The sequence below is a fragment of the Brevundimonas vesicularis genome, assembly GCF_900445985.1.
GTDB classification, from domain to species: domain Bacteria; phylum Pseudomonadota; class Alphaproteobacteria; order Caulobacterales; family Caulobacteraceae; genus Brevundimonas; species Brevundimonas vesicularis_D.
Map to the genome: position 1 here is coordinate 172,119 of NZ_UAQP01000014.1, position 18,820 is coordinate 190,938.

The following is an 18,820-nucleotide window of genomic DNA, read 5'->3' on the forward strand; positions in this document are numbered from 1 at the left end:
GCGATACGAACTGTGACCTGAGCGCGCCAGACATCATGACCTCCCCCCACGACACAGACGCCGCTCCGCTGGACCTTCCGGTCGATGGGACCGAGCTGGCGACCTATATCGCGGCCAAGCTGTGCCATGACTTCATCAGCCCGTCGGGCGCCATCGTCTCGGGTCTGGACCTCATGCAGGACCCGACGGCTCAGGACATGCGCGACGACGCCATGGCCCTGATCGAGCAGAGCGCCAGGAAGATGGTCGCCCTGGTTCACTTCGCCCGCGTCGCCTTCGGCGCCGCCACCACCAGCGAGAAATTCACCGCCCGCGAGATCGAAGGCCTGGTGTCCGGCATGGTCCAGGGCGGCCGGGCCTCGCTGGATTGGCGCATCGCCGACGGGGAGTTCTCCAAGCCCCAGGCCCGCGCCCTGACCAACCTCGCCTATCTGACCGTCGGCGCCCTGCCGATGGGCGGCGTCGCCACCATTCAGTCGCGGGTGGAAAACGGCCTACTCTATCTGGAAGGCTTCGCCGAGGGCGCCCGCGCCCGGCTGAAGCCGGAGGCCGTCACGGGTCTGGCCGGCGAACGCCTGGTCGAGGGCCTGGCAGGCCAGTGGATCCAGCCCTACTGGCTGTGGCTGACCGTAAACGAGGCCGGCGGCGCTCTACGCGTCAAGGTTGAAGACGGAAAGGTCGCACTGGTCGCGCGAATGCCCGCCTGAGCGGATTTCCAAACGACTCATTAACTGGCGTTTGAGATAAAAACAGTCCATGCGCCTCGGGCGAAAGCCGTCGTGTCATTGAGGGATCGACCTTGGACTTCCGAACCTGCCTGATCGTCGACGACAGCCGCATCATCCGCAAGGTTGCGCGCCGCATCGTCGAGGGCCTGGGCTATGAGGTCGATGAGGCGGCGGACGGCTCCGAAGCCTTGGCCTATTGCACCGGCGCCATGCCCGATGTCCTGCTGGTGGACTGGAACATGCCTGTGATGGACGGCATCACCTTCCTGCGTCGCCTGCGCGCCATGCCGGGCGGCAAGCAACCCAAGGTCCTGTTCTGCACGATCGAGACCCGCCCCGAGCGGATCGCCGAAGCCCTGGCCGCCGGCGCCGACGACTATGTGATGAAGCCGTTCGACGGCGAAATCCTGCAATCCAAGTTGACGGAGGTCGGAGCGATCGCCGCATGACGCCAGAGGATTTCGACAAGCTGCAGTCGCTCCTCGCCACCCGCGCCGGCTATCGGCTGTCGCGGGATCGCATGCACTTGGCCGAACACCGGCTGGGACCGATCGCGCGGCGCGAGGGCTATGCCAATGTCGAGGCCCTGCTGACGAACCTCTGGGCCAATCCGGTCGCCTCGCTGGCCTGGGCTGTCATCGAGGCCCTGTTGAACGCCGAGACCTGGTTCCGTCGCGACCGCGCGCCCTTCCGTATCCTTGAGACCGAACTTCTGCCGGCCCTGTCCAAGGCGCGGCCGGATGGTCGCATCCGGGTATGGTCGGCCGGCTGTTCGACGGGTCAGGAGGCCTGGTCCATCGCCATGACCGGGCTGGAGCTGGGCGTTTCGGTCGATCTGGTCGCCACAGATCTGTCGCAGCGCGCGATCGAAAAGGCGCGCTCGGGCCTCTATACCGGGTTCGAGATTCAGCGCGGGCTGACGGCCAAGACCATGCTGCGCTGGTTCGAGCCGATGGACGACCAGTGGATGGTCAAGGCAGAGCTGGCGGACGCCGTGCGTTTCGGTCGCGCCAATCTGCTGGACGAGCCCACTGACGATGCGCGCTTCGATGTCATCTTCTGCCGCAACGTCCTGTCCGATATGGAGCCGTCGCGACGCGCCCGGCTGCTCGACGGACTGGAACGCCGCCTGGTCGATGACGGCTGCCTCTTCTTGGGCGCTGACGAGAACCTGGAGGGCGAAACGGTCGCCTTCCGCGCCGTCAATGGCCGCAAAGGTCTCTATGTGAAGGCACCGTCCGCGCTTCGCCGCGCCGCCTGACGAAACGACGAAGGCCGCAGGCGTCAGCCCGCGTGCAGTTCCTGCTTCACCCGTTCCGCCAGCGTCTTGATGTCCAGCGGCTTGGGCAGGAAGGACACGCCGGTCTCGTCCTGTAGCAGGTCCGAGAAGTCGCTCTCGGCATAGCCCGAGATGAACATGACCGGCGCGTCGCCCAGATATTTGCGCGCCTTCTTCAGCAATGACGGCCCGTCCAGCCCCGGCATGATGACGTCCGAGATCATCATGTCGATCTGGCCGGCGTGTTCCTCGGCCAGCAACAGGGCTTCCTCGCCGTCGGCGGCCTCGATCACCTCATAGCCGCGCTGACGCAGCAGCCGGGCGGCGATTCCGCGCACGGCGTCCTCGTCCTCGACGAACAGGATGCGGCCGGCGCCCGACAGGTCGCGCGGCGCCTTGGCCTTGACCTCGACGGGCTGAACCTCGGCCAGTTCCGCCTCGCCCGCCGCCGGCAGGAAGATGCGGAAGGCGGCTCCAGCCCCCTCGATATTGCTGACGGTGATATGGCCGCCCGCCTGCTGCACTATGCCATAAACGGTGGCCAGACCCATGCCGGTGCCCTCGTTCACCGCCTTGGTGGTGAAGAAGGGTTCGAAGATCTTGTCCGCCAGTTCGGGCGGCACGCCGGGTCCGGTGTCCGACACCTCGATCAGGGCCACCTCGTCCGTCGGCGCATCGACCCAGCCCAGCGCTCGCGCCTCGTCGCCCGTCAGGCGGCGGGTGGCGATGGTGACGACGCCGGCCCCCGGCTCGACCACGCCGCGCATGGCGTCGCGCGCATTGACGGCCAGGTTCATCACCGCCGTCTCCAGCTGCGACTTGTCGGCCAGCACGACCGGCAGGTCGCGTCCGTAGTCGGTCTCCAGCCGCACGTCCTCGCGCAGCAGCCGCCGCAGCAGGATGGCGAACTCGCCGACCAGTTCGCCCAGGTCCAGCCGCTCGCGCCGCACCGTGGACTTGCGCGAGAAGGCCAGCAGTTTGCGCACCAGATCGGCCGCGCGAATGGCCGTCTGACGGATCTCGTTCAGTCCTTCGTACGAAGGATCGCCGACCGGGTGCCGTTCCAGCAAACCCGACAGCTGAAGCTGGATCGCCGTCAGCAGATTGTTGAAGTCGTGCGCCACGCCCCCGGCCAGCTGGCCCACCGCCTGCATCTTCTGGGCCTGGTTGAGCTGAAGCTCCATCGACTTCTGGCCCGAGACGTCGAACAGCCAGATGCGCCGCTTATCGCCCTCGGGCGCCACATACAGATGCAGCATCTTGTCGGGATAAGCCCGCGCGATCAGTTCGATCGGCCCCGACGATCCGCCCGCCAGCTTCAGCCGCGCCTCGGCGATGCCGCCCGGATCGAACAGATGACCAAAGGCCGCATCGCGCGCCGCCCCCGGTCCGGTCAGGACCGCGAGCGCCGGATTGGCCTCTTCAGCCCGGCCTGAAAACAGATCGTCGCCGGCGATGACGGCCGAGCCGAACGGCGCCCCGGCGGCCATGGCTCGCGCCTCGCCGGTCGCCGCGGCGGCGGGCGTGTGAACGGGCGCGGCGGCGATGGGCAGGACGGCGTCCGGCGCCGCGCGCATCAGGAACCTGCCCTCGCCCGTCTTGCCATCGCCGATCTGGCCGATGACGACCTCGACCTCGCGCTGTCCGATCATGACGATGGCGCGGCCCGGCTCGCCTTTGCGCGCCTGGGCGAAGGCCATGTACAGCGCCTGGGCCGACTTGCCGCGCGGCAGGGCGCCGGTCGCGCCATTGGCCTCGGACCAGGCGGCGTTGAAGGCCAGGATCTGTCCTGAATCCCAGACCAGCGCCGCCGGTTCGGCCATGGCGTCCAGCACCTCGATGGCCGCGTCGCTGCTCGGCTTGGCGTCCGCCGCCCGGCGGAAGCCAAACAGACCGATCAGGGCGATCGCGCCCACGGTCAGAATCAGCACCAGTCCCGGCGCCGAGGTCGGGTTGGCGCGAAATGCCGGATAGGCCAGCGCCGCGATCGCCGCCACGACGCCGAACGCCATCACGCCGGACAACAGGTCGAACGAAGGGCGGCGGGTGGACGTCATACAGCCTCGCGAATCAGTGTTGCGATCATACGCCCAAATCCTGACGCCGCCTTACCGGCGCTTACGGGACTGGAAGACGAAGCCGATGATCTTTGCGGCGGCGTCGAAATGTTCGCGCGGAATGACCTCGTCCACCTCGACGGTGGCGTACAGGGCGCGCGCCAGCGGCACGTTCTCGACGATCGGCACGCCGTGCTCGGTCGCCACTTCGCGGATGCGCAGGGCCAGGGCGTCGACGCCCTTGGCCACGCAGATCGGCGCCCCGTCGCCCTGATCCGGCTCATAACGCAGGGCGACCGAATAGTGGGTCGGGTTGGTCACGATGACGGTGGCCTTGGGCACATTGGCCATCATCCGCTGGCGGCTTCGCTGCATGCGGATCTGCTTCAGCTTGGCCTTGATGTGCGGGTCGCCTTCGGACTGTTTGAAGTCTTCCTTCAGCTCTTCCTTGGTCATCCGCATCCGCTTGGCGAAGCGCATCTTCTGCCAGATGAAGTCGGCCCCGGCCGTGGCGCCCAGCAGAATGATCGAGGCCACAAACAGCGAGATGGCCATGTCGCGCGCCAGCGGCAGGATCGCCAGCGGGCTGAGCGAAGCCATGTTCTCGAACTCGCGCAGGTGCGGCTTCAACACCATCCAGCACACGGCGCACACGGCGATCAGCTTCAGGAAGGTCTTGACGAACTGCGCCAGGCCGTCGGGGCCGAAGATGCGCTTGAACCCCTGCATCGGACTGACCGCCGACCATTTGGGCTTCAGCTTTTCGGCGGTGAAGATTAGGCCTGACTGGGCGACATTGCCCCCGACCCCGCCCAGGATGGTCGCCAGCATGACGGCTCCCAGGAAGGGCGCCACGGCCCAGACGGCGCGCACCATGATCTGGTTGCCCGCGCCCGAGTTCAGCACCCCCAGCATCTCGTGCGGCGCGGCGATGAAGGGCAGCATCTGTTCGGCGATGGACGAGGCGAACCAGCCTCCCCCCATCAGGATCACCGCCGCCGCCCCCGCCAGCGACAGCACCTGGGCGACGTCGGGCGACTTGGCCGCATCGCCCTTCTTTCGGGCGTCCTCAAGCTTTCGCGGGGTCGCCTCTTCGGTTTTCGACTCGGGATCCGCGCCTTCAGCCACCGGGGCCTCCCAGCACGAAATACTCCGCCAGACGGCGGTAGCGGTCGATAAAGAGGGTGCCCAGCGCACCTAGGCTCAGCGCGAAAATCGACAGGCCCAGGATGACGCTCAAGGGCGCGGCGGCGAAATAGACCTGGAACGACGGCATGACCCGCGCCACCAGGCCGGACGCCAGGTTGAAGATCAAGGCGAAGACCAGCACCGGCGCCGACAGCTGCACGCCCAGCAGGAAGCTGTCGCCCAGGGTCCGCACCGCCATCTGGGTGAAGTCGGCCATCATAAGCGGCTGGGCCGGCGAGATCAGGCGGTAAGAGCCCACCATGCCGGCGATGAACAGGTGGTGAGTGTCGGTGGCGAACAGCAGCGTCACCCCCAGCAGGGCCAGGAAGGCGGCGATGGTCGAACCCGGCTGAGCCTGCATCGGATTGGCGGTCTGGGCGAAGCTCAGCGTCGTCTGCAACGACACGATTTCGCCCGCCGTCGCCAGGGCGCTCATGAACATGCGTAGCAAGAGGCCGATCATCAGGCCCACGACCACCTCGCGGATGATCCACCCGACCATCAGCCCCATGCTGTCCGGCAGGCCCGGCAGCGAACCGCGCACCACCGGCCACAGCGCCAGACTGATGACCAGCGCCAGCGACAGTCGCACGCGCGGCGGCACATAGGCCTCGCCGAAGCCGGGGATCAGCATCAGGATCGCCGCGATCCGGGCGAAGATCAGCCCCCCGGCCCAGACCTGATCGGCGGTCGCATAAGCGTCCACTACATCCCCGCGATGCGGGCCGCGATCTGGCGCATGAAGCCGCCCAACAGGGCGCCCATCAGCGGCAGGAACAGAATCAGGCTGACGAAGATGGCGATGATCTTGGGCGCATAGATCAACGTCTGTTCCTGGATCTGCGTCAGGGCCTGAAACAGGCCGATCACCACGCCGACGACCAGTCCGACCAGCAGCACCGGCAGGCACAGCTGGATCGTCAGCCAGATGGCGTCGCGCCCGACGTCCAGAACTTCCGCGCCGTTCATCGGCTGCTCCCGCAAACTACTGGGCAGAAAATGCCGACAGGATGGTTAACAGGCCGCTAACCACACGCGTCTTCGCGCAGACCTGACCCACGGAAAAATCTCGCGTGCGGCCTTGAACGGCGCCGCTTCGATGCCGACTTCCCCGCCTTCGCCTTGGGGAGCGCCGATCATTCGCTTTCAGGCGAATTAGACGAATTAGACTCACTTTTTCCGACTCCACCGTCTGAACGCGCGTCCGCCTCGTAATGGGATGGCTCGCCCCTCCCCTTCCCTCAAGCGCTCCGCTATCTAGGCCGCCATGACCGACGCCCCCGCCTCCAAAGTCTCCCAGGCCGACGCCGAAGCCGCCGTCCGCACCCTGATCGAATGGGCCGGTGACAACCCGGACCGCGAAGGTCTGCTGGAAACCCCCGCCCGCGTCGCCAAGAGCTACCGCGAGCTTTTCCAGGGCTATGAGGTCGATCCCCTCTCCTATCTGGAGAAGACCTTTGAGGAGACGGGCGGCTACGACCAGCTGGTCGTGCTGAAGGACATCCGCTTCGTCAGCTTCTGCGAGCATCACATGCTGCCGGTCGTGGGCAAGGCGCACGTCGCCTATCTGCCGACGGACCGCGTCGTCGGCATCTCCAAACTGGCCCGGGTCGTGCGCGGCTTCGCCCGCCGCCTTCAGATCCAGGAGAAGATGACCTCCGAGATCGCCGAGGCCATCCAGACCGTCCTGCGGCCCCATGGCGTCGGCGTGGTCATCGAGGCCGAGCACAGCTGCATGACCCTGCGCGGCGTCAATGCGCCGGGCGCCAGCCTGTCCACCAGCCACCTGATCGGCGTCGTCCGCGACGACCCCCGCACCCGCGAGGAGTTTCTGCGCCTGGTGCGGGGCTGATGTTCGCCTGACAGGCGAACTGGCCCGACGCTTGCGGTGATGGGATCAAAGGAGGCGCTGACGATGCCCTGGTCCCTGATTTCGACCCGCAATGAGACAGTTCAGATCGCGCGTGGCGGCTGGCTGGACGCGCTGCGTTTCATCGTGGCCTTCCTGATCATCCTGCATCACTTCCAGGCCGCCGGTCCCGAACCGCTCGCCCATCTGATCAATCCGATCTTCGAACGCGGCGGCTTCCTGCTGACCGACTTCTTCCTGATCGACAGCGGCTATGTGCTGATGCGCGTCTATGGCGCGGCGGTGGACAAGGGTCGGATGTCGCCCGGCGACTTCTTTCTGAAGCGGTTCCTGCGCGTCGTGCCCGCCCACCTGATCATGGGTTTGTCGCTGGTCGCCTTCGTGCTTCTGGCCACCGCCGCCGGCTCGCCGCCCCGCAATCCCGAATGGTTCGCCTGGGATCAGCTGCCGGCCCAGCTGCTGCTGCTGCAATCCTATGGCGTGCATGGCGGCCTGGGCTGGAACGCCCCGACCTGGTCGATCTCGGCTCTGATCGGCTGCTATCTGGCCTTCCCTTGGATCATTCGCGGCCTGATGCGTCTGGGCCCGTGGTCCGCCCTGGCCGTCGGCGTCGGCGTCTATCTGGTCGCCAACCAGCTTTGCTGGTCGTTCCTCGGCTATCCCGTCTATCAGATGCCGATGCGCTACGGCATCGTCCGCGCCCTGCCGCTGTTCTTCGTAGGCATGTGCCTGGCCTGGTTCGCCCAGAAGGTCTGGATCGCCCCGCGCCTGGCCGGCTGGGCCGGGGTGCTCGCCGCCGTCGGCTTCTTCGCGCTTCAGCTTCACGACAAGCACGCCCTTGTCGCCCTGTCCCTGATCTCGATCATCATCCTGGCCGCCGGCGCCGTGCCTGTGACCAAGCCCTCGAAGTGGGTGGAGACGGCCGCCATGGTCTCCTTCTCCATGTTCATCTCCAACGAGGTGGTCCGCATCGTCTGGTTCGGCGTGGTCAATGCGGTCGAGGCGCGCATCGCCTTGCCCCTCTTTGTTCAATGGGGTCTGTGGGGCCTGGGCGTCATGGCGGCGGTCGCCTTCGCCTTCGCCTTCCACTTCGCGATCGACAATCCGATCCAGACCCGCATCCGCGCCTGGCTGAAGCGTCGCAGCGCCCGTCGCGGCAAGGCGCAACCCAAGCTCGGCCCCGTCATCTCCATCGACGGCTGACTGACCTGGGCGAGCGGTGATCCTCGCTCCCAAGGTCGCCTTGGCGACCGGCGATCCTCGACCAAAGTCGCTCTCTCCACCCGCCCCGCTCTCGGTCAATGTCGGCGTCCACGCATCCTGAAGGATGTGCAGAACGGCCGATAACGGCGACACGGGAGGAAATGGATCATGGCAACCGACGCACCCCTTGCGTCCGGAGGAGAGGAGCACACCGTCGATCGCAGCGATCGCCTGGTCATCCTCGCCTCATCGGTCGGCACCGTCATCGAGTGGTACGACTTCTATCTTTACGGCTCTCTGGCGGCGATCATCACCGTCCAGTTCTTCTCGGGCGTCAACGAAACCACGGGCTACATCTTCGCCCTGATGGCCTTCGCCGCCGGCTTTGCGGTGCGGCCCTTCGGCGCCATCGTCTTCGGGCGGCTGGGCGACCTTTGGGGACGCAAGAACACCTTCCTCGTCACCATGCTGCTGATGGGTCTGTCGACCTTCGTCGTCGGCCTGTTGCCGCCCTATGCGGTCATCGGCATCGCCGCGCCCATCATCCTGGTGCTGATGCGCCTGATCCAGGGTCTGGCCCTGGGCGGTGAATACGGCGGCGCCGCCACCTACGTCGCCGAGCATGCTCCGCAGGGCAAACGCGGCTACTACACCTCCTTCATCCAGATCACCGCGACCGCCGGCCTGGTGCTGAGCCTCGTAGTGATCTTGAGCGTCCGCTACACGCTGGGCGAGGAAGCCTTCGCCGCCTGGGGCTGGCGCATTCCGTTCCTGGTCTCGATCCTGCTGTTGGGCGTGTCCCTGTGGATCCGCCTGAAACTGGCCGAAAGCCCGTCGTTCAAGCGGATGAAGGCCGAGGGCAAGGGCTCCAAGACCCCGCTGAAGGACAGCTTCGGCAAGTGGCCCAACCTGAAGCTGGTGCTGATCGCCCTGCTGGGCCTCACCGCCGGCCAGGCCGTCATTTGGTATACCGGTCAGTTCTACGCCCTGTTCTTCCTGGAACGGGTCATGAAGGTCGACGCCACCCTGGTTTATGTGCTGCTGACCATCGCGCTTCTCGCCGCCTCGCCCTTCTTCATCTTCTGGGGCTGGCTGTCGGACAAGGTGGGCAGAAAGCCGATCATCCTGGCCGGCTGCCTGATCGCGGCCCTGACCTATTTCCCGCTGTTCAACGCCCTGACCCAGGCCGCCAATCCGAAACTGGCCGCCGCCGCCGCCTCGGCGCCGGTCACAGTCTACGCCGATCCGGCCGACTGTAATCTGCAGTTCGATCCGGTGGGCAAGACGGTGTTCAACCACTCCTGCGACGTGGCCAAATCCTATCTGGCCAAGGCGGGCGTGACCTACACCAACGTCGCGGCGCCGGCGGGCACGGTCGCCGAGGTGCGTATCGGCAATCAGGTCGTCATCCCCAGCTTCCGGGGCGACGCCATGGCCCCAGCCGATTTCGCCGCCCAGAAGAAGACCTGGGACAAGAGCCTGGGCGAGGCCCTGACAGCCGCCGGCTATCCGGCCAAGGCCGACAGCGCCCTGGTCAACAAGCCGATGGTGGTGCTGATCCTGTTCATCCTCGGCTTCTATGTGACCATGGTCTACGGACCGATCGCGGCGGCCCTGGTCGAGATGTTCCCGACCAACATCCGCTACACCTCCATGTCCCTGCCCTATCACATCGGCAACGGCTGGTTCGGCGGCTTCCTGCCGACCACCGCCTTCGCCATCGTGGCGGCGACGGGCAACATCTACTCCGGCCTCTGGTACCCGATCGTGGTGGCCCTGGGGACGGTCGTTCTGGGCTTCCTGCTGGTCAAGGAAGGCAAGGACGTCGATCTGAACGCCTGATCCTGCTTTCAGGCGGAATGAAGGGCGGGTCGTCGCAAGACGGCCCGCCTTTCGCTTGTGAAACACCCCGTGCCCGGTTCAGATGCCCCGATGTTCAGCCTGACGATCCTCGGCCTGGTCGCCGCCTATATGGCGGTGCTGTTCGCCGTCGCCTGGTCTCAGGAACGGCCGTCGGCGCGCGCGCGCGGCAAGGGGCTGGGGCCGTCGGTCTACGCCCTGTCGCTGGCGATCTACTGCACCTCATGGACCTACTATGGCGCGGTCGGCACGGCGGCGCGCGACGGGTGGGAGTATCTGCCCATCTACATCGGCCCGGTGATCGGCCTGACGTTGCTGTTTCCGCTGTGGCGCCGGATCGCGGCGGCCGCCCGGCGCGAGAACGTGGGCTCCATGGCCGACTTCGTGGCCTCGCGTTACGGCAAGAGCCAGACCCTGGGCGCGGCCGTCACCGTCGTCGCCATCCTGGGTTCGCTGCCCTATATCGCGCTGCAGCTGAAGTCGCTGTCGATGGCTGGCGCCCTGCTGACCGCCGGCACGCCGGTGGCGGGGTCCGAGGGTCTGACGGTCCTGGTGCTGGCCGGAGTGCTGGCCTTCTTCGCCATCCTGTTCGGCGCCCGCCGTCCCGACCTGACCGAGCACAATCGCGGCCTGATCCAGGCCATCGGTCTGGAGTCGATGGTCAAGCTGGGCGCCCTTCTGTTCGTCGCCGTCTTCGCCCTGGTCCTGCTGCTGAACGAAGGCTCGCCCCCGCGCATCATCGAGGGCTTGGGCGCCCTGGCCGCGCCGCCCGAAGTCACGCCACGCTTCACCGCCATCACCCTGCTGTCGACCCTGGCCATCTTCTGCCTGCCGCGACAGTTCCACGTCGCCTTCGTCGAAGGCGGTCAGCCGTCGGACGTGAAGCGGGCGCGGTGGATCTTTCCGCTCTATCTGCTGCTGACCAGTCTGGCGATCCTGCCGCTGGTGGCGGCCGGAGCCCTGTTCGCGCCCTCAGTGAATCCGGACCTGCTGGTGCTGGCTCTGCCGTTCCAGCGGGGCGAAACCCTGCTGACGGCCGTGGTCTTCGTGGGCGGCTTTTCCGCCGCCACCGCCATGGTCATCGTCGAGGCCGTCGCCCTGTCGGCCATGGTGTCCAACAGCCTGATCCTGCCCTTCCTGGCGCGCGAGCGTTGGCGGGTGCGCGGCGACGCCTCGGATATGGCGGGCACCATCCTTCAGGTCCGGCGGGGGGCCATCGTCGCGGTCCTGCTGCTGGCCTGGCTCTATTATCAGGCGACGGACCAGTCGCGCGGTCTGGCGGCCATGGGGCTGGTGTCGTTCGCGGCGATGGCCCAGCTGGCGCCGGCCCTGTTCGGGGCGGTCCTGTGGCGGGGCGGCCATGCGCAGGGGGCGCTGGCGGGCATGACGGTCGGCATGGGCGTCTGGATCGTCATGCTGGCGCTTCCCCAGCTGTCGCCCAGCGCGCCCTGGCACCTGCACGTCATGCTGGGGATAGGCGACCCGCTGGCGCTCGGCGTCTTCGTCAGCCTGGCGCTGAACCTGGCGGCCTATGTCGGCGTGTCGCGCTTTGCTCAGCCCCGCTTGATCGACCGGGTTCAGGCCCGCGCCTTCGTGGATCGGCTGGGACCGGACTGGATGGAGGCCCGGCCTGCGCCGTCGGGCGCCTCGGTCGGCGATCTGCGCGCTCTTGTCGCCCGCTTCATCGGCGACGAACGGGCCGAGCGCGCCTTCACCGCCTGGGGCGATGAGACCGCTGCCAAGCTGCGCGACGCCGACCCAGCCGACGCGGCCCTGGCGCGCGCCGCCGAACGGATGCTGGCCGGCGCCATCGGGGCGGCCTCTGCGCGTCGGGTCATCGCGGCGGCGCTGGCCGGCGTCGGGCGCGCGCCCGAGGACGTGGTGCGGATGCTGGACGAGGCGTCCCAGGCCGTTCAGTTCAACCGCGACCTGCTGCAGACCACGCTCGACAACATCGACCAAGGCGTGATCGTGGTGGACGAGGATCTGCGGGTCACCGCCTGGAACAGGCGCTACGTCGCCATGTTCGACCTGCCGCCCGGCTTCGTCCACGTCGGCCTGCCCATCGCCGTCATCTATCGGCTGAACGCCGAACGCGGCGAGAGCCCCGACGACATCGAAGCCTGGGTCGAGCGACGGCTGGAAGCGCTGAGCCGCCGCATTCCCCACGACCACGAACGCCAGCAGCCCGACGGCCGGGTGCTGCGCTCCTCGGGCGCGCCGATCCCCGGCGGCGGCTACGCCACCAGCTACACCGACATCACCGCCCTGCGCCAAGCCGCGCGTGAGCTGGAAGAGGCCAACGAACGGCTGGAGGCGCGCGTTGCGGACCGCACCGCCCGACTGGACGAGGCCCGGCGCGTGGCCGAGGACGCCACGGCGTCCAAGACCCGGTTCCTGGCCGCCGCCAGCCACGACCTGCTGCAACCGCTGCACGCCGCCCGCCTGTTCATCGCCGCCTTGAAGGAGGAGCCGGCACTGGAAGACGCGACCAGCCGCACCCTGGCCGTCAACGCCGACCGCGCCATCGACAGCGCCCACCGTCTGCTGACCGCCCTGCTGAACCTGTCCAAGCTGGAGGCCGGCGGCGTGCGGACCAATGTCGCACGGCTGTCGCTGGGCGGCCTGTTCGACGAACTGCGCCGCGAGTTCGCGCCCGTCGCCGAGGCCAAGGGTCTGGACCTGACCGTGATGTCCAGCGGCTTGTGGGTCGCGTCCGACCGCGACCTGCTGCGCTCCATGCTGCAAAATCTGGTGGCGAACGCCATCCGCTATACGGATGCCGGCCGGGTGCTGGTCGGAGCGCGTCGGCGGGGCGAGACCGTGCAGCTGTTCGTCTGCGACACCGGACGCGGCATTCCCGACACGGAACACGAAACCGTCTTCGGCGAGTTCGTGCGTCTGCCGGGCGCCGTCGATGAACCGGGCGCGGGCCTGGGCCTGGCCATCGTGCGCCGCCTGTCCAGCCTGCTCGATCACCCACTGGAGCTGAGTTCCCGTTTGGGGCGCGGCACGACCTTCCGGATCACCGTGCCGCGCAGCGCGGCCGATATGGTCCCCGACGTCGCGCCGGTGCGCGAGGCGCGCCTGCCGCTGGCGGGCCTGCGCGTGTTGTGCGTGGACAATGAGCCGGTGATCCTGGACGCGCTGAACGCCCTGCTCACCCGCTGGGGCGCACGGCCGACGCTGGTCGCCAGCGTCGAGGCGGCGAAGGCGGCGATCGGGCCGTTCGACGCCGCCGTGGTCGATCTGCATCTGGGCGACGGGCCCGAGGGGTTCGCCGTCATCGACTGGCTGCGGCCCCAGGGCGTGCGCCGCATCGCCCTGGTCACGGCCGACACCCGCGACGGGCTGAACGAGCAGGCCACGGCGGCCGGCGCCGTCCTTCTGCCCAAGCCGATCAAGCCGGCGGCGCTGAAGGCCTTCCTGTCGAGCTAGAGGTTGGCGAGTTAAGCGAGGTCCAGCGACTTGGCCAGGATCACCGCCTGGGTTCGGTTCTGGACGCCCAACTTGCGGAACACGCTGGTCAGATGCGCCTTGATGGTGGCTTCGGACACGCCCAGGTCGAAGGCGATCTGTTTGTTCAGCCGGCCGGCCTTCAGCCCTTCCAGAATCCGCAGCTGCGACGGCGTCAGACTGGCCACGCGGCCGGCCAGATCGTCGTCGGCCTCTGGCACATCCGGCGCCCAGCTGTCGCCGGCGAGAATGGCCGCGATCGCCTCGACCATCTGCGGCAGGGACGAAGACTTGGGAATGAAGCCGGCGGCGCCCAGACCCAGGGCGTGACGCACCACCGGCGCGTCCTCGCTGGCCGAGACCACCGCCACCGGCACGGTCGGCTGCTCGGCCCGCACGGCGGCCAATCCCGCCATCCCTTCGCTATCCGACAGCTTCAGATCCAGCAGCAACAGATCGACGGGCCCCGCGACCATCGCGGCCCGGGCTTCGGCCAGGCTGGCGCATTCCACCACCTCCGCGCCCGGCGCCGCCTTGTCGACGGCCGAGCGCAGGGCGGCGCGAAACAGCGGATGGTCGTCGGCGACGACGATGCGATCCATGGGCTTCCTTCCGTGCGCGGCGTCTGACCGGCCGCGTCGTCGCCATAATGGCGCGGTTCGACTTTGGTCGAAATTAGACCAATGGCCAATGGCCTCGCTCTGTCCAAGGCGGAAAGGTTTGGGAAGGGACGCACGCGTTAGACGGGCGCGGGAGGATTTTTCATCATGATCAAGACACGTCTATCGGCAGGCCTGTTTTCCAGCGCCGCCGCGATCGCCCTGCTCTCGGCGCCGGGGCTTGCCTCGGCCCAGACCAGCCAGGCGGCGCTGGAGGCCCGCATCGCTCAACTCGAAAGCGAGCTGAACGCCCTGAAGACGGAGGTGGTCGCCGCGCGCACCCAGCAGGCGGCGCAACAGCAAGACATCATCCGCCTGGAGACCCGCCCCGCCGCGCCCGCCCCGGTCCAGCAGGCCGCGGCGCCCGCCGCACCCAGCGACGGCTTCCGCATTGGCGACCACACGGTCAAGTTCGGCGGCTTCGTCAAGGTGGACGCCTACGCCAGCCGCTACTCGGGCGGCGACCCGGCCAACGGCGACGCGCTGCGTGAATTCCACATTCCCGGCTCCATCCCCATCGGCGGGACCGAAGAGGATACGGCGACCGACTTCAACGCCCGCCAGACCCGGTTCTGGCTGACCACCGACGGCATGATCGGCGGCCACAAGATCGGCACCCGCATGGAGATGGACTTCCAGACCCTGCCCGGCGCCGGCGACCAGCGCACCACCAGCCCGGCCAACCCGGCCCTGCGTCGCGCCTTCATCATCATCGACAACTGGCTGATCGGCCAGGAGTGGACCAACTTCCAGAACACCGCCGTCCTGCCGGAATCCGCCGACTTCATCGGCGCGGCGGAGGGCACGGTCTTCGCCCGTCAGGTCCAGGTCCGCTACACCCGCGGTCCCTTCTCGGTCTCGGTCGAGAACCCCGAGACGACGGTGACCCCATTCGGCGGCGGGGCGCGCATCGTCGCCGACGACAGCACCCTGCCGGACTTCACCGCTCGATACGCCGTGTCTAGGCCTTGGGGCGATTTCCAGTTCGCCGGCCTGCTGCGCCAGCTGAAATACCAGAACCCCGCGACGAACATCGATTCCACCGCGACCGGCTGGGGCCTGTCGGCCTCGACCAAGATCAAGGTCGGCGCCAAGGACGATCTGCGCCTGATGGTGACGGGCGGCGAGGGCATCGGCCGCTATGTCGGTCTGAACTTCTCCAACGACGCGGTGCTGAACGGCTCGGGCGGTCTTGATGCGATCGGCGTGGTCGCCGGCTTCGCCGCTTATCGCCACGTCTGGTCGCCCGGCTGGCGTTCCAGCCTGATCTGGTCGGCGCAGAAGGTGGACAACGACCTGGCCTTCACGGGCCTGGCCGCCAACCGTTCGGCCCAGAGCTTCCACGCCAACTTGATCTGGTCGCCGGTTACGGCGTTTGATGTCGGGGCCGAGTTGATGTTCGCAGACCGCGAGATCGAAACCGGCGCCAGCGGCGACATGACCCGACTGATCCTGTTCGCCAAATACGGATTCTGATGTGATGCCGGAGACGTCTCGCGTGCCTGATCCCGCCCTCTATCCCGTCCCCGCCGACTGGGCCGACAAGGCGCACATGGACCGGGAGGCGTACGAGGCGGCGCGGATCGCCGCGCGCGAAACGCCCGACGCCTTCTGGGCCGAACAGGCCAGACGTCTGGATTGGATCACCCCGCCGACCCGGATCAAGGACGTCTCCTTCAACAAGGAAGACTTCCGCATCCGCTGGTTCGAGGACGGCGTCCTGAACGTCTCGGCGAACTGCATCGACCGACACCTGCCCCACCGCAAGGACGAGACGGCGATCATCTGGGAAGGCGACGATCCCGCCGACAGCCGCCACATCACCTTCGGCGAACTGCACGCCGAGGTGTGCCGCATGGCCAATGTGCTGAAGGCGCATGGGGCCAAAAAGGGCGACCGGATCACTCTGTATCTGCCCATGATCCCCGAGGCCGCCTACGCCATGCTGGCCTGTGCGCGGATCGGCGCGGTGCATTCGGTCGTCTTCGGCGGCTTTTCGCCCGACAGCCTGTGCGGCCGGATCGAGGACTGCGGCTCCAACCTGGTCATCACCGCCGACGAGGGGCTGCGCGGCGGCAAGCACATTCCGCTGAAGGCCAATGTCGACGAGGCCCTGACGAAGGTGAAGGTCGACACCGTCCTGGTCATCCGCCGCACCGGCGCCGACGTGCCTATGACCGAGGGCCGCGACTTTGACTATGGGCAGGAGGCCGCCAAGGTCGATACGGACTGCCCGCCCGAGCCGATGAACGCCGAGGATCCGCTGTTCATCCTCTACACCTCCGGCTCGACGGGTAAGCCCAAGGGCGTGCTGCACACCACGGGCGGCTATCTGTTCTGGGCCGCCTGGACGCACGAGATCGTCTTCGACTATCGCCCCGGCGAGGTCTTCTGGTGCACCGCCGACGTGGGCTGGGTCACGGGCCACTCCTACATGGTTTATGGGCCGCTCGCGAATGCGGCGACGACCCTGATGTTCGAGGGCGTGCCCAACTATCCCGACGCCGGCCGCTTCTGGCAGGTGGTGGACAAGCACAAGGTCGAGATCTTCTACACCGCACCCACGGCCCTGCGCGCCCTGATGCGCGAGGGCGATGCGCCGGTGAAGGCCTCTTCGCGCGCCTCGCTGCGTCTGCTCGGCACGGTGGGCGAGCCGATCAACCCCGAGGCCTGGCGCTGGTATCACGAGGTGGTCGGCGACGGCCGCTGCCCCATCGTGGACACCTGGTGGCAGACCGAGACGGGCGGTCATCTGATCACCCCCCTGCCCGGCGCCACCGACCTGAAGCCCGGATCGGCGACTCTGCCCCTGCCCGGCGTCGAGCTTGAGATCGTGGACGCCGAGGGCCGGCCTCTGGAGGGCGCGGCGTCCGGCAACCTGTGCATCACCGACAGCTGGCCGGGCCAGATGCGCACCGTCTATGGCGACGATCAGCGCTTCTTCGACACCTATTTCTCGACCTATCCGGGCCGGTACTTCACCGGCGACGGCTGCCGTCGGGACGAGGACGGTTATTACTGGATCACCGGCCGGGTGGACGACGTCATCAATGTATCCGGCCACCGGATGGGCACGGCCGAGGTCGAGAGCGCGCTGGTCCTGCACGACGATGTCGCCGAGGCGGCGGTGGTCGGCTATCCCCACGACATCAAGGGCCAGGGCATCTACGCCTATGTCACCCTGAACAAGGGCGCCGAGGCGACCGAGGATCTGAGAAAGGCCCTGGTCGCCCATGTCCGTCACGAGATCGGCCCCATCGCCGCCCCCGACGTGATCCAGTGGGCGCCGGGTCTGCCCAAGACCCGGTCGGGCAAGATCATGCGGCGCATCCTGCGCAAGATCGCCGAGAACGAGATTGGCGCGCTGGGCGACACCTCGACCCTGGCCGACCCGTCGGTCGTGGACGATCTGGTCAAGAACCGCGCCGGGGCCTGAAGACGCGGGTTCAATGCGGGGCTTGATGCGCCTATCTGTGCGTCAAGCCCGCCGCAGCCTGAGCCGTCCATGCCTCGTTTCCTGTCCCGCCTGCCGATCGACGGCTATCTGCTGGCCCTGATCGGTATGGTGATCCTGGCGGCCCTGTTCCCCGCCAGCGGACAGGCGGCCGTCGTCATGGACGGGGTGGTCAAGGCCGCCATCGCCCTGCTGTTCTTTCTGTATGGCGCGCGAATGTCGCCGGCGGCCATCGGCGCGGGCCTGCTGCACTGGCGGCTTCAGGGCACGGTCTTCCTGTCGACCTTCCTGCTGTTTCCCCTGCTGGGACTGGGCCTGGTCCTCCTGATGCGGGGGTCGCTTCAGCCCGATCTGCTGACGGGGATGCTGTATCTGTGCCTGCTGCCGTCCACGGTGCAGTCGTCCATCGCCTTCACCTCCATCGCCGGCGGCAATGTCGCGGGCGCCCTGACCAGCGCCAGCCTGTCGAACCTGCTGGGCGTGATCGTGACGCCGCTGCTGGTCGCCCTGCTGATCGGCGGCGCCAACGGCGGCATCCATCTGCAGTCCATTCTCGACATCGGCCTGCAGATCCTGGCTCCCTTCGCCGTGGGTCAGCTGTGTCGCCCGCTGCTGAAGGACTGGCTGACCCGCCACGCCAAACTGACCGGCCTGGTGGACCGCGTATCCATCCTTCTGATCGTCTATGCCGCCTTCAGCGAGGGCGTCGTCGCCGGCGTCTGGTCCCAGGTGGCGCCGCTGGATCTGGCCAAGGTCATCGGCCTGAACATCGCCCTGCTGGCCATCGTCCTGGCCCTGACCCTGTTCGCCGGGCGCGCGCTGAAGTTCGACCGCCCCGACCGGATCGTCATCCTGTTCTGCGGCTCCAAGAAGAGCATGGCCACCGGCATCCCCATGGCCGGCATCCTGTTCGCCGGTCACGCCGTGCCGCTGATCGTCCTGCCGATCATGCTGTTCCACCAGATCCAGCTGTTCGCCTGCACCATCATCGCCCAGCGCTATGCGCGCGAGAATGAAGCGCGCGCCTTGAGCGCCGTTCAGCCTTGAGATAGACCGGCCTCAGGCC

At 67.5% G+C, this 18,820-nt stretch carries 15 protein-coding genes; 10 read left to right on the forward strand and 5 right to left on the reverse strand.

The features are described from left to right. The first annotated feature begins 35 nt into the window (after window positions 1–35). From chpT to DT343_RS09930, 3 genes are all read left to right on the forward strand, one after another. Window positions 36–707: a histidine phosphotransferase ChpT gene (gene chpT, locus DT343_RS09920; protein ID WP_112862767.1), complete on the forward strand. Its 672-nt coding sequence runs from the start codon at window positions 36–38 to the stop codon at window positions 705–707. 92 nt (window positions 708–799) lie between these two features. Further along, complete coding sequence (locus DT343_RS09925) at window positions 800–1,177, forward strand: response regulator (RefSeq protein ID WP_017505646.1); 378 nt, start codon at window positions 800–802, stop codon at window positions 1,175–1,177. Next, a complete protein-coding gene (locus DT343_RS09930; protein ID WP_112862768.1) occupies window positions 1,174–1,989 on the forward strand; it encodes a CheR family methyltransferase in 816 nt (271 codons plus the stop codon). Before DT343_RS09925 ends, DT343_RS09930 begins: the two co-directional genes overlap by 4 nt. A 23-nt stretch (window positions 1,990–2,012) precedes the next feature. Here the strand turns inward: DT343_RS09930 and cckA are convergent, their stop codons facing one another. Genes cckA through fliQ form a run of 4 tightly spaced genes read right to left on the reverse strand, consistent with a single transcriptional unit; the run spans window position 2,013 to window position 6,221 of the window. Further along, window positions 2,013–4,064 carry a cell cycle histidine kinase CckA gene (gene cckA / locus DT343_RS09935; RefSeq protein ID WP_112862769.1) on the reverse strand — a complete coding sequence of 684 codons (2,052 nt, stop codon included), beginning with the start codon at window positions 4,062–4,064 and terminating at the stop codon, window positions 2,013–2,015. 51 nt (window positions 4,065–4,115) lie between these two features. Beyond that, window positions 4,116–5,192, reverse strand: a complete 1,077-nt coding sequence (flhB, locus tag DT343_RS09940; protein WP_112862770.1) for a flagellar biosynthesis protein FlhB — start codon at window positions 5,190–5,192, stop codon at window positions 4,116–4,118. After that, window positions 5,185–5,958 (reverse strand): flagellar biosynthetic protein FliR, encoded by a 774-nt coding sequence (fliR, locus tag DT343_RS09945; RefSeq protein WP_066629549.1) that lies wholly within the window; start codon window positions 5,956–5,958, stop codon window positions 5,185–5,187. Before fliR ends, flhB begins: the two co-directional genes overlap by 8 nt. Next, window positions 5,958–6,221 carry a flagellar biosynthesis protein FliQ gene (gene fliQ, locus DT343_RS09950; protein WP_017505641.1) on the reverse strand — a complete coding sequence of 88 codons (264 nt, stop codon included), beginning with the start codon at window positions 6,219–6,221 and terminating at the stop codon, window positions 5,958–5,960. The genes fliR and fliQ overlap by 1 nt, the downstream gene beginning before the upstream one ends. Before the next feature lie 298 nt (window positions 6,222–6,519). Here fliQ and folE point away from each other — a divergent pair, with 298 nt between their 5' ends. The 4 genes from folE to DT343_RS09970 all read left to right on the forward strand — a co-directional run bounded on the left by folE (window position 6,520) and on the right by DT343_RS09970 (window position 13,623). Then, window positions 6,520–7,104: a GTP cyclohydrolase I FolE gene (gene folE / locus DT343_RS09955; protein WP_017505640.1), complete on the forward strand. Its 585-nt coding sequence runs from the start codon at window positions 6,520–6,522 to the stop codon at window positions 7,102–7,104. 63 nt (window positions 7,105–7,167) lie between these two features. Next, the gene (locus DT343_RS09960) at window positions 7,168–8,325 is read left to right on the forward strand and encodes an acyltransferase family protein (RefSeq protein ID WP_112863777.1); all 1,158 of its coding nucleotides are present in this window, start codon (window positions 7,168–7,170) and stop codon (window positions 8,323–8,325) included. 168 nt (window positions 8,326–8,493) lie between these two features. After that, window positions 8,494–10,167, forward strand: coding sequence for an MFS transporter (locus DT343_RS09965; RefSeq protein ID WP_112862771.1), 1,674 nt, complete (start codon window positions 8,494–8,496; stop codon window positions 10,165–10,167). 69 nt (window positions 10,168–10,236) lie between these two features. Beyond that, on the forward strand, window positions 10,237–13,623 hold the full coding sequence (locus DT343_RS09970; protein ID WP_258522552.1) for a hybrid sensor histidine kinase/response regulator: 3,387 nt from the start codon (window positions 10,237–10,239) through the stop codon (window positions 13,621–13,623). Window positions 13,624–13,634: 11 nt separating this feature from the next. Here the strand turns inward: DT343_RS09970 and DT343_RS09975 are convergent, their stop codons facing one another. After that, window positions 13,635–14,243 carry a response regulator transcription factor gene (locus DT343_RS09975; protein WP_112862773.1) on the reverse strand — a complete coding sequence of 203 codons (609 nt, stop codon included), beginning with the start codon at window positions 14,241–14,243 and terminating at the stop codon, window positions 13,635–13,637. Window positions 14,244–14,408: 165 nt separating this feature from the next. On the opposite strand from DT343_RS09975, the gene DT343_RS09980 reads away from it, so the two are divergent. The 3 genes from DT343_RS09980 to DT343_RS09990 all read left to right on the forward strand — a co-directional run bounded on the left by DT343_RS09980 (window position 14,409) and on the right by DT343_RS09990 (window position 18,801). Next, window positions 14,409–15,776: a DcaP family trimeric outer membrane transporter gene (locus DT343_RS09980; protein WP_112862774.1), complete on the forward strand. Its 1,368-nt coding sequence runs from the start codon at window positions 14,409–14,411 to the stop codon at window positions 15,774–15,776. Window positions 15,777–15,780: 4 nt separating this feature from the next. Next, window positions 15,781–17,736 carry an acetate--CoA ligase gene (gene acs / locus DT343_RS09985; RefSeq protein ID WP_112863778.1) on the forward strand — a complete coding sequence of 652 codons (1,956 nt, stop codon included), beginning with the start codon at window positions 15,781–15,783 and terminating at the stop codon, window positions 17,734–17,736. Between the two features lie 69 nt (window positions 17,737–17,805). Next, window positions 17,806–18,801 (forward strand): bile acid:sodium symporter family protein, encoded by a 996-nt coding sequence (locus DT343_RS09990; RefSeq protein WP_112862775.1) that lies wholly within the window; start codon window positions 17,806–17,808, stop codon window positions 18,799–18,801. The last annotated feature ends 19 nt before the right edge of the window (window positions 18,802–18,820 follow it).

Excerpts from the sequence above, each read along its gene's own strand:
- DT343_RS09975 (WP_112862773.1), bottom strand. The coding sequence starts at position 14,243 with ATGGATCGCATCGTCGTCGCCGACGACCATCCGCTGTTTCGCGCCGCC.
- DT343_RS09980 (WP_112862774.1), top strand. The coding sequence starts at position 14,409 with ATGATCAAGACACGTCTATCGGCAGGCCTGTTTTCCAGCGCCGCCGCG.
- acs (WP_112863778.1), top strand. The coding sequence starts at position 15,781 with ATGCCGGAGACGTCTCGCGTGCCTGATCCCGCCCTCTATCCCGTCCCC.
- fliQ (WP_017505641.1), bottom strand. The coding sequence starts at position 6,221 with ATGAACGGCGCGGAAGTTCTGGACGTCGGGCGCGACGCCATCTGGCTG.
- DT343_RS09965 (WP_112862771.1), top strand. The coding sequence starts at position 8,494 with ATGGCAACCGACGCACCCCTTGCGTCCGGAGGAGAGGAGCACACCGTC.
- folE (WP_017505640.1), top strand. The coding sequence starts at position 6,520 with ATGACCGACGCCCCCGCCTCCAAAGTCTCCCAGGCCGACGCCGAAGCC.
- DT343_RS09960 (WP_112863777.1), top strand. The coding sequence starts at position 7,168 with ATGCCCTGGTCCCTGATTTCGACCCGCAATGAGACAGTTCAGATCGCG.
- DT343_RS09990 (WP_112862775.1), top strand. The coding sequence starts at position 17,806 with ATGCCTCGTTTCCTGTCCCGCCTGCCGATCGACGGCTATCTGCTGGCC.
- chpT (WP_112862767.1), top strand. The coding sequence starts at position 36 with ATGACCTCCCCCCACGACACAGACGCCGCTCCGCTGGACCTTCCGGTC.
- cckA (WP_112862769.1), bottom strand. The coding sequence starts at position 4,064 with ATGACGTCCACCCGCCGCCCTTCGTTCGACCTGTTGTCCGGCGTGATG.
- DT343_RS09930 (WP_112862768.1), top strand. The coding sequence starts at position 1,174 with ATGACGCCAGAGGATTTCGACAAGCTGCAGTCGCTCCTCGCCACCCGC.